We start from the raw sequence: 9,473 nt of genomic DNA, 5'->3' as shown, positions 1-9,473 counted from the left end.
CGTACGCGGCTCGCAGGGGCTGCCCGAGGCGCTGGACGAGCTGGCGGCGCGTGCGGGACTGCCACCGGGCCGGCCGCCGCGGCCGGGCTGGTGGCCGGCGGCCGTCCTCGCCCAGGCGTCCATGACGATCCTTCAGGTCATCGGCGGCCTGTGGCTGTTGGGGCAGATCATCGGGGTCATGTCACCCAACCTGGGCGTGCCGGTGCTGCTGATGCTGGCCGGGATCTGCGGCGGGCCGCTCGTCGAGTGGAGCTGCCGGATGGCGGCGCGCGGACCGGCCCGGCGCTACGGCCTGGAGGCGGAGCGACGGCTCAGAGAGGCGGCCGCCGGGTGCGGGCGGGCCCGGGTGCTGGATCCGGTGGCGGCGGAGCTGTTGCGGTATCGGGAGGTCCGGGAGCAGTACGGACGGGTCGTGGGGGCGGGCACGAGGTGACCCGGGGCCGAGGTCACTCGTCGGGGTGACGGAGTTTTCCACAGGCAGGCGGTGGTCCACAGCGCTCAGCGGGCTCGGCCCGGCGGAGGCAGTCTGGCTTCACGGCGATCGCGACGAGGCGGTCGTCACGGTGACGACAGCGGGCGTACGGCTTGCGGTCGGCACGGCAGACGCAGCCGTACGGGACGGGCCCGTACGCGTATCCGCCCGGCGTGAGCGCTCGGGTGAGGGAGGGGTTCGGGATGAACGAGACGAACGTCTGTGTGGTGGGCAACGTGGCGACCCAGCCGGTGTACCGGGAGCTGGCGTCCGGACCGTCGGCACGCTTCCGGCTGGCGGTGACCTCGCGTTACTGGGACCGGGAGAAGAGCACGTGGACGGACGGGCACACCAACTTCTTCACGGTGTGGGCCAACCGGCAGCTCGCCACGAACGCCTCGGCATCGCTCGAGGTGGGCCAACCCGTGATCGTGCAGGGCAGGCTGAAGGTGCGCTCGGACGTCCGCGAGGGACAGAGCCGGACCTCGGCGGACATCGACGCGCTGGCGATCGGGCACGATCTCGCGCGCGGTACGTCAGCCTTCCTGCGTTCGGGCAGGCCGGAGACGCAGACGGCCGGCTCACCGCAACAGCCCGAGCCCACCTGGGAGACGCCGCTCGCGCAAACACCGACTGACGAGGCGGGCGCTCAACCGGCGGACGAGGCTGTCGCGGTGACGTGACGTCAGGTACGGACCGGTGCTGACCGAAGTGCCTGAAGCGCGGCTTATCGGCGAATGCGTCCCGAACGACCCCGGTGGATTTGTCGATAAGCCCTGCCCGCGGGCGATCTTGGCGATAACGATTCCGAGTCGGATCGGTCGTCCGACGGGATCACTGGGAACCGTGGTGCGCCACGTCCCTAGGATGCCCAGCGTGGCCCATGGGGCCTGAAGATTCTGCTGGTGGGACCGTGCCCCCACGTCAACGGGTCCTGCTCGAAGGGGAATTCTGTGTTTGCTGCGTTCTCTGCGCTGTCGACGCGCAGGCGAGGGGCGGCCCGCCTCGCCGCCACGACGTTGGTGTCCGGGCTCGTCGCCGCCGGTGTGCTGGCCGGTGCCGGTACGGCCGCCGCGGACGAGGCCGCGCAGAGCCAGGGCGGGGCGACCGCCACCATGAGTGGCCTGAAGACCTACGGCGACGCCGTGATACACGACGCCGCCGGGGACCTGAAGGTGCCGGCTGGCCTGTTCGAGATGTCCGTCGAGGGCGGCGGCACCCTCCAGACGTACTGCGTCGACCTCCAGAACCCCACGCAGCGGGACGCCAAGTACCACGAGACGGCGTGGAGCGGCACGTCGCTCGGCGCCAACAAGGACGCGGGCAAGATCCGTTGGATCTTGCAGCACTCCTATCCGCAGGTCAATGACCTCGCGGCGCTGGCCGACGCGGCGGGCGTGGGCAGTGGGCTCACCGAGCAGGACGCGGCGGCCGGCACCCAGGTGGCCATCTGGCGCTACTCGGACGGGGCGGACGTCGACGCCGTCGACCCGCAGGCCGAGAAGCTGGCGGACTACTTGGAGAAGAGCGCCCGCGACCTGGCAGAGCCCGAGGCGTCCTTGACCCTGGACCCGCCCGCGGTCTCCGGGCGCCCCGGCGAGCGGCTCGGTCCGGTGACGGTGCACACCAACGCGGGCAGCGTGACGGTGACGCCGCCGGCGGACGCCGCCACGACCGGGGTACGGATCGTCGACAAGGACGGCAAGGCCGTCACGTCCGCGGCCCATGGCGGCCAGGTGTTCTTCGAGGTGCCCGAGAACGCGGCGGCCGGTTCGGCCGACCTCACCGTGCAGGCCTCCACGACCGTGCCGGTCGGCCGCGCCTTCGCCTCCGAGGGCCGCAGTCAGACACAGATCCTGGCCGGCTCCAGCGAGTCGACCGTCTCGGCGACGGCGAGCGCGACCTGGGCGAAGGAGGGCGCGATACCAGCGCTGTCCGCGGTCAAGAACTGCGCCAAGGGCGGCCTGGACATCACCGCGGCCAACGAGGGCGACGAGGCGTTCACCTTCGCGCTGCTGGGCGTCGAGCACAGCATCGCGGCGGGCGAGTCACGGACGGTGACGATCCCGCTCCAGGAGGACCAGGCGTACGACTTCACGATCACGGTGCCGGGCGGCTTCGAGAAGCGGTTCAGCGGCGTCCTCGACTGCCGGACGCAGGGCAGTGAGGCCGGTGACTCGACCCAGACGCTCAGCGAGCCGAGCCCTGCCACGGTGGGCAGCCCCGCCACCGATGTGAACCTCGCCGCGACCGGCGGCTCCAGCGCGACCCCGATCATCGCGGGCGTCGCCATCGGCCTGGTCGTGATCGGCGGCGCGGCCCTGGTCGTCGTTCGCCGGAAGAACACCGACGCGTGACCGAAAGCGAGTGGTACGGCTCCTTGACAACTCCACAGAGAGCGACTCAACGGTGCCCCTGGGTCACACCTCTCACTGAGCCGCACCGGCGAGCAGCCGGCGTCGTACGGGAACCTCGAGCAGGACGCGGTCGTCGCCAGGTCTGTGCGGAGCGGAGACGTCCCACCCGTACTTCGCGGCAAAGGCATCCGTGATCTTCTCCGGGGACGGGCCGCGGTGCACCACCGCACGTAGCCCTGGGGCCCCAACTGTCGGCGGGCCCCGCTACGATCGCGGCTCGGCAGCCCGACGTTCTGGGGAGTGACCGTGCAGGAAACGAGCACCGTGGAGTTGGCCTACGTGCCGACGACCGCGGACGCGACGGGGGCACTCCGCGCGCGGATGCGGGCCACACCGGCGGGGAGGCTGCAGAGCGGGATTATCCTCGCCAGTGCGATCGTCGTGCTGGGCGCTCTTGTCGTGACCCTCACGTTGCCGAAGGGACCCCACCTCGGGTTGACGGTGCTCTGCCTCGCGGCGCTGGCCCTGCTCATCGGTCTGCACGTGCTGGTACCCGCCCTGCAGGCACGGCAGGTACACCGGATGGTCGCCCCGCAGGGGGAATTCCGGGCTGTTGTGGGCGAAGCCGGGGTGCGGCTGACCTCGCAAGACAGCGAGACGACGTTCCGATGGCCGATGATCACCCGGTACGCGGAGACTGACACGCTCTTCGTGCTGATGACACCCGACAAGCACAGCGTCGGCATTGTCGTCCTCCCCAAGCGCGGCGCCGCGATACCGCCGGATGTCGACCGCTTGCGGGCCATCCTCGACCGGAACGCCACCCGGGTCTGACCATGCTCGGGGCCGTCCCTGGGCCGTCCGACGCCCGCCGAGGCCGACCAACGACGACCGACAGCGACCGACAGCGACAGTCGCCCCCCAGCCGCCAGCGATGAACCCCCAGGTCAGAGCCCCCCGACCATACGGGTTTCCCCCCAGGGGTAGCGGTCGGGCAAGATGGGGTGTATCTGCCCACTGCCAGATTTCAAGTTGCCGGACGGTTTCTCTTGGCTGAGTTCATTTACACCATGCGCAAGGCGCGTAAGGCGCACGGCGACAAGGTGATCCTCGACGACGTGACGACGAGCTTCCTGCCGGGGGCGAAGATCGGCGTCGTCGGCCCGAACGGCGCCGGCAAGTCGACGATCCTCAAGATCATGGCCGGCATCGAGCAGCCGTCCAACGGTGACGCGTTCCTCACCCCGGGCTACAGCGTCGGCATCCTGCTCCAGGAGCCCCCGCTGACCGAGGACAAGACCGTCCTGGAGAACGTGCAGGAGGGCGTCGCCGAGGTCAAGGGCAAGCTCGACCGGTTCAACGAGATCGCCGAGCAGATGGCGACCGACTACTCGGACGCGCTGCTGGAGGAGATGGGCAAGCTTCAGGAGGAGCTCGACCACGCGGAAGCCTGGGACCTGGAAGCCCAGCTGGAGCAGGCCATGGACGCCCTGGGCTGCCCGCCCGGCGACTGGCCCGTCACCAACCTCTCCGGTGGTGAGCGCCGCCGCGTCGCGCTCTGCAAGCTGCTGCTGGAACAGCCCGACCTGCTGCTCCTCGACGAGCCCACCAACCACCTCGACGCCGAGTCGGTGAACTGGCTGGAGCAGCACCTCGCCAAGTACGCCGGCACCGTCGTCGCGGTCACCCACGACCGGTACTTCCTCGACAACGTCGCGCAGTGGATCTGCGAGGTCGACCGGGGCCGTCTCTTCCCCTACGAGGGCAACTACTCCAAGTACCTGGAGACCAAGGCCGCCCGTCTCAAGGTCGAGGGCCAGAAGGACGCCAAGCGGCAGAAGCGGCTCAGGGAAGAGCTGGAGTGGGTGCGGTCGAACGCCAAGGGGCGGCAGGCCAAGTCCAAGGCGCGTCTGGCCCGGTACGAGGAGATGGCGGCCGAGGCCGACAAGATGCGGAAGCTGGACTTCGAGGAGATCCAGATCCCGCCGGGGCCCCGGCTGGGCAGCATCGTCGTCGAGGTCAACAACCTCAGCAAGGGCTTCGGGGAGAAGGTGCTCATCGACGACCTCTCCTTCACGCTGCCCCGCAACGGCATCGTCGGCATCATCGGCCCGAACGGCGCCGGCAAGACGACCCTCTTCAAGATGATCCAGGGCATGGAACAGCCCGACTCCGGTTCGATCAAGGTCGGCGAGACCGTCAAGATCTCCTACGTCGACCAGAGCCGCGAGAACATCGACCCGAAGAAGACCCTGTGGGCCGTCGTCTCGGACGAGCTCGACTACATCAACGTCGGGCAGGTCGAGATGCCCTCGCGGGCCTATGTCTCCGCCTTCGGCTTCAAGGGCCCGGACCAGCAGAAGCCGGCCGGTGTCCTCTCCGGCGGTGAGCGCAACCGGCTGAACCTCGCGCTCACCCTCAAGCAGGGCGGCAACCTGCTGCTCCTCGACGAGCCGACCAACGACCTCGACGTCGAGACCCTGTCGAGCCTGGAGAACGCGCTGCTGGAGTTCCCCGGCTGCGCCGTGGTCGTCTCCCACGACCGGTGGTTCCTCGACCGCGTGGCCACGCACATCCTCGCCTACGAGGGTGACTCCAAGTGGTTCTGGTTCGAGGGCAACTTCGAGTCGTACGAGAAGAACAAGATCGAGCGGCTGGGGCCGGATGCCGCGCGTCCGCACCGCGCCACCTACAAGAAGCTGACCCGGGGCTGATCTTGCGGCACCTCTACCGCTGCCCGCTGCGCTGGGCGGACATGGACGCATACGGCCACGTCAACAACGTGGTCTTCCTCCGCTATCTGGAGGAAGCCCGTATCGACTTCCTGTTCCGCCCGGACAAGGATTTCCAGCAGGGGTCCGTGGTGGCGCGCCACGAGATCGACTACAAGCGGCAGCTCGTCCACCGGCACACGCCCGTGGACATCGAGCTGTGGGTCACGCGGATCAGGGCGGCTTCCTTCACGCTCGCCTACGAGGTCAAGGACCCGGACGAGGTCTACGTCCAGGCCTCGACGGTGATCGTGCCGTTCGACTTCGAGTCGCAGCGGCCGCGCCGGATCACGGCGGAGGAACGCGAGTTCCTGGAGGAGTACATGGACGACGGGGCCGAAGCGGCCGACGGGGCCGACGACTCCGACGAGGAGGAGGCCGCCGCCGCATGACGGTGCTCCATCTCGCCGACGAGGGGGAGGCGGCGGATTTCGCGGCCTTCCTCTCCCGGCTGCTCCACTACGACCGTGGAGCCGCGGTGCGCCTCCAGGCGGCCGGCACCGCGCTCGCCGTCTTCGGACGGCCGCCGTCCTTCGAGGTGCTGGCGATCCGCGCGGTACGGCTCGCCAAGCCGTACGAGAACGGGCTGGACGTCATGCTGGATGTGACCGTGTCCGCGGGGGAGCTGCTGGAGTCCGTCGACGAGGCGGCGGGCACGGCCGTCGTCCCGGCCGCCGTCACCGGGCCGCCGTGGGCCGGGGTGCTGCCGCCGCGCGGTGGCTGGCGGCCCGAGCCCGGGCTGCCGGCGCCGGACACGCTGCGTGCGATGGTCGCCGCGGCGGTCGGTGAATTCCGGTCGCGTACGGAGGAGTTGGCGCCCGAGCGGCGTACGAGGGCCGAACTCGACCGGATCGGGCGGGAGATCTGGTCCCGGACGGTCGGAGCCACCGGGCTGCCGGTGCGGGCCGTGCACGCGGCCCAGTCGTTGGGGTTCCTGGGGGTGGCGGGGGCCGTGGGCGAGGAGGAGCTGGGGCTCTTCTCGTCGGGGGCGTGGCTGAGGTTGCGGACGCCGTACGGGTCGATCGCCGTACGGCAAGGGGGGCTCGGGGCGTTGGGCGTCAGCGTGCGCTGAGCCCTTCGGGGGCCGGGCCGCGCCGGCGGATCCCGGTCAGTCCTGTTCGCTGTCGTCGGGCCAGACGCCGATGTGGTCGGTCTCCAGTTCCAGGGCTACGCGGTCGCGCATGCCCAGGGCCTGGGTGTAGTCGGCGGGCAGCTGGAGGCGGCCCGCGCGGTCGAGCATGGCGTACTCACGGGCCACCACCGTCTCGTGGCCGGTCGTCGCGTCGACCTCGCTGCGGCGCAGGACCTCCGTGGAGGTGCGGCCGTCGCGGATGGCCACCGTGCGGCGGACCTCGCCGGCCACCGCCTGGTCGTGGGTGACGATGACGATGGTGGTGCCCAGCTGCTCGTTCGCGGTGCGGAAGGCGGCGAAGACCTGTTCCGCGGTGTGGGAGTCGAGTTCGCCGGTGGGTTCGTCGGCGAGCAGGACCGCGGGGTTGTTGGCGAGGGCCACGGCGATGGCCACGCGTTGTTGCTGACCGCCGGACATCTGATGGGGGCGGCGGTCGCGACAGTCTCCTACCTCCAGCAACTCCAGGAGTTCCAGGGCGCGTTCGGCGTGGGTGTGGCGGGACTTGCGGGTGCGGGTGCGGGTGCGGGTGCGGGTTCCGGCTCCGGTTCCGCCGGAGAGTCGCATCGGGAGGGCGATGTTCTGGGCGGCGGTGAGGTAGGGGAGGAGGTTGCGGGCGGTTTGCTGCCAGACGAAGCCGACGACTTCGCGGCGGTAGGCGAGGCGGTCCTTGGCGGTCATCGTGAGCAGGTCGCGGCCGGCGACGCGGGCGGCGCCGGCGGTGGGGGTGTCGAGGCCGGCGAGGATGTTCATGAGGGTGGACTTGCCGCTGCCGGAGGCGCCGACGAGGGCCATGAGCTCGCCCTCTCTGACGAGGAGGTCGAGGCCCTGGAGGGCTTGGACTTCTATGCCGTCCGTGGTGAAGATACGGACGAGGCGGTCGCAGGTGATGAGGGCGTCGTGGCCGTAGGTGGGGCGGGTGCGGGCCGTTTCTGCCCGGTGGGCCAGGTCGGTGAGGGTGGGGTTGGCTGTCATCTGGGGTCTCCTGAGCGGGGGTCGTTCGACAGTGGCCCGGGGTGAGGGTTGGGCGGGGGTAGGCCGCCCGGCCCGGCGCTGGCGGGGTGCCTCCTTCTGTGGGTCGGGAGCCGCCCTGGGCGGCACGAATGCCCGCAGCTTGACGGGTGGGCGGGGTGGCCCCGCAGCCTGACGCCGTTGGCTGCCCGCGGCGGGGCGGGATCGGCGTCCGCAGGCTGCGCGGATCGGCTGCCCGCACCTATGGCCAGGGTTCATCGCGCATCACCCGCTCTCAGCTCCCTCACCGCCCCTCTCCGCCCCGACCACCACGCCTGCCCCACCGCCACCCCGACCGCCAGCAGCAGGACCGAGAGTGCCGGTACTGCCAGGGACAGGGCGTCCGTGTGCAGCTCGGTCTCTCCCGGAAGGGGTTGCGTCGAGGCCAGGGCGATGGTGGTCAGGTCGATGCCGGGGGAGAGGAGGCGGATCGTGGCCCAGTCGGTCAGGGTGCCGCCCGCTGCGGCCAGGAAGGCCTGGGGGAGGGACTCCAGGATCAGGAGGCGGCGGCCCTGGGCTCGGGTGAGGCCCATGGTGCGGAGGCGGGCCAGCAGGGCGATGCGCTCGGGGGCGGTGCGCAGGAGGGCGAGGAGGAGGGCCAGGACGGCGTAGCCGGCGGCGGCCGCCACCGCGGCGGCGTAGACGCGCTCGGCGCCGGACTGGAGGGGTGAGTCGACGTACCCGGCGCGCTCCTCCGCCCGCAGTTGCACATGCCCCGACTCGCCCGCCGTCCGGCGCAGCGCACCCGCGTCCAGGTCGTCGCCGGTCACGAGCAGGGCCGTCGGCCGGGCCGCGGCGTCGCTCAGCCCGGCGCGGTCCACGACCAGGAAGTCGGTGCCCGTGATCGCCGGGGTCAGGTCCCGGACGAGGCTGATCCGGACGGTGACCGTGGTGCCGTCCTCCAGGCGCACCGGGAAGGGCCGGGTGCCGTACGTCCGGACGGTGGACGGAGAGGCCATGGCGGGGAGCGGCACCTTCTGACCCGCCCCTTCGGCGGTCCCACCCGCGGACTTCCCGGCACCCCGATCCCTCAACTCCCCCTCTACGAACGCCCCGAGCCCCGTGCGCCCCGCCAACGCCGCGTACGCGCCCGGGTCCACGCCCACCATCGGTACCGTCTGCTCGCCCGCGTCCGGTCTCGCCTGGTACGTGATGCTCGCCTCGGCCAGGTCGCGCACGCCGGGGGCGCGGCGGATCCGGTCGGGGAGGGTGGTCGGGAGCGGGGTGGTCGACTCGATGCGGGCGTCGGCGCCGACCGCGACGAGTGCCGCGTGGTCGCGGGCCTCGCGCACGCCCGCCAGGACCGAACCGCCGAAGGCCGCGCTGGTCAGGGCGGTGAGCAGCGCCAGCAGGGGGAGCACCGCGGAGACGGACGTACGGCCCGCGCGGGCCAGGGAGAGGTGGCCCACGACGCCCCGGAGGCGGCCCGCGGGACGGGCCAGTGCGCGCAACGGGAGCGGGTAGAGCCGGACCAGGACCAGCGCGGCGATCACCCCGACCAGGACCGGCGCGAGCGAGGCCAGCTGGTCTCCGGCGGAGCCCGACGTGCCGCGCCGGCGCAGCGTCTCGACCGCGCCGGCGCCCAGCACGACGAGGGTGAGCTCCGCGACCGTACGGCGCCGGGACGGACGTACGGACATCACGTCCTCGCGGCCGCCGTGGACGCGTACCACCCGATGGGCGGCCGCGGCCCGCAGGGGCAGGGCGGCGCAGGCGACGGCCGTGACCGCGGC

The 9,473-nt window shown here is 71.5% G+C and carries 8 protein-coding genes and 2 pseudogenes; 7 read left to right on the top strand and 3 right to left on the bottom strand.

What is annotated here, in order from left to right:
* From CLM62_RS50680 to CLM62_RS06040, 3 genes and pseudogenes are all read left to right on the top strand, one after another.
* A pseudogene (locus tag CLM62_RS50680) lies at positions 1 to 433 on the top strand (ATP-binding protein); the annotation flags it as partial.
* 242 nt (positions 434 to 675) lie between these two features.
* Positions 676 to 1,155 (top strand): single-stranded DNA-binding protein, encoded by a 480-nt coding sequence (locus tag CLM62_RS06045; protein WP_095748826.1) that lies wholly within the window; start codon positions 676 to 678, stop codon positions 1,153 to 1,155.
* Between the two features lie 270 nt (positions 1,156 to 1,425).
* Positions 1,426 to 2,829 carry a Cys-Gln thioester bond-forming surface protein gene (locus tag CLM62_RS06040; RefSeq protein WP_095748825.1) on the top strand — a complete coding sequence of 468 codons (1,404 nt, stop codon included), beginning with the start codon at positions 1,426 to 1,428 and terminating at the stop codon, positions 2,827 to 2,829.
* Positions 2,830 to 2,901: 72 nt separating this feature from the next.
* On the opposite strand, the gene CLM62_RS06035 is transcribed toward CLM62_RS06040, so the two are convergent.
* The gene (locus CLM62_RS06035) at positions 2,902 to 3,051 is read right to left on the bottom strand and encodes a hypothetical protein (protein WP_179381960.1); all 150 of its coding nucleotides are present in this window, start codon (positions 3,049 to 3,051) and stop codon (positions 2,902 to 2,904) included.
* Between the two features lie 84 nt (positions 3,052 to 3,135).
* Here CLM62_RS06035 and CLM62_RS06030 point away from each other — a divergent pair, with 84 nt between their 5' ends.
* The 4 genes from CLM62_RS06030 to CLM62_RS06015 all read left to right on the top strand — a co-directional run bounded on the left by CLM62_RS06030 (position 3,136) and on the right by CLM62_RS06015 (position 6,672).
* Entirely contained in the window at positions 3,136 to 3,663 is a 528-nt protein-coding gene (locus CLM62_RS06030) for a YcxB family protein (RefSeq protein WP_095748824.1), read from the top strand.
* 215 nt (positions 3,664 to 3,878) lie between these two features.
* The gene (ettA, locus tag CLM62_RS06025; RefSeq protein ID WP_095748823.1) at positions 3,879 to 5,543 is read left to right on the top strand and encodes an energy-dependent translational throttle protein EttA; all 1,665 of its coding nucleotides are present in this window, start codon (positions 3,879 to 3,881) and stop codon (positions 5,541 to 5,543) included.
* Positions 5,544 to 5,545: 2 nt separating this feature from the next.
* Positions 5,546 to 5,992: a thioesterase family protein gene (locus CLM62_RS06020; RefSeq protein ID WP_095748822.1), complete on the top strand. Its 447-nt coding sequence runs from the start codon at positions 5,546 to 5,548 to the stop codon at positions 5,990 to 5,992.
* Entirely contained in the window at positions 5,989 to 6,672 is a 684-nt protein-coding gene (locus tag CLM62_RS06015) for a hypothetical protein (protein ID WP_095748821.1), read from the top strand. Before CLM62_RS06020 ends, CLM62_RS06015 begins: the two co-directional genes overlap by 4 nt.
* Positions 6,673 to 6,708: 36 nt before the next feature.
* On the opposite strand, the gene CLM62_RS06010 is transcribed toward CLM62_RS06015, so the two are convergent.
* Both CLM62_RS06010 and CLM62_RS06005 read right to left on the bottom strand, forming a co-directional pair.
* Positions 6,709 to 7,704 carry an ABC transporter ATP-binding protein gene (locus CLM62_RS06010; RefSeq protein ID WP_095748820.1) on the bottom strand — a complete coding sequence of 332 codons (996 nt, stop codon included), beginning with the start codon at positions 7,702 to 7,704 and terminating at the stop codon, positions 6,709 to 6,711.
* A 251-nt stretch (positions 7,705 to 7,955) separates the two neighbouring features.
* Positions 7,956 to 9,473, bottom strand: a pseudogene (locus CLM62_RS06005) (ABC transporter permease); the annotation flags it as partial.

Source organism: Streptomyces sp. SA15, from assembly GCF_002291145.1.
Classification (GTDB): Bacteria; Actinomycetota; Actinomycetes; order Streptomycetales; family Streptomycetaceae; genus Streptomyces.
This window is presented reverse-complemented; position numbering and strand designations above follow the sequence as displayed.

What these genes read in the sequence shown, in the direction of transcription:
- CLM62_RS06045 (WP_095748826.1), top strand. Translation starts at nt 676, where the DNA reads ATGAACGAGACGAACGTCTGTGTGGTGGGCAACGTGGCGACCCAGCCG.
- CLM62_RS06015 (WP_095748821.1), top strand. Translation starts at nt 5,989, where the DNA reads ATGACGGTGCTCCATCTCGCCGACGAGGGGGAGGCGGCGGATTTCGCG.
- CLM62_RS06010 (WP_095748820.1), bottom strand. Translation starts at nt 7,704, where the DNA reads ATGACAGCCAACCCCACCCTCACCGACCTGGCCCACCGGGCAGAAACG.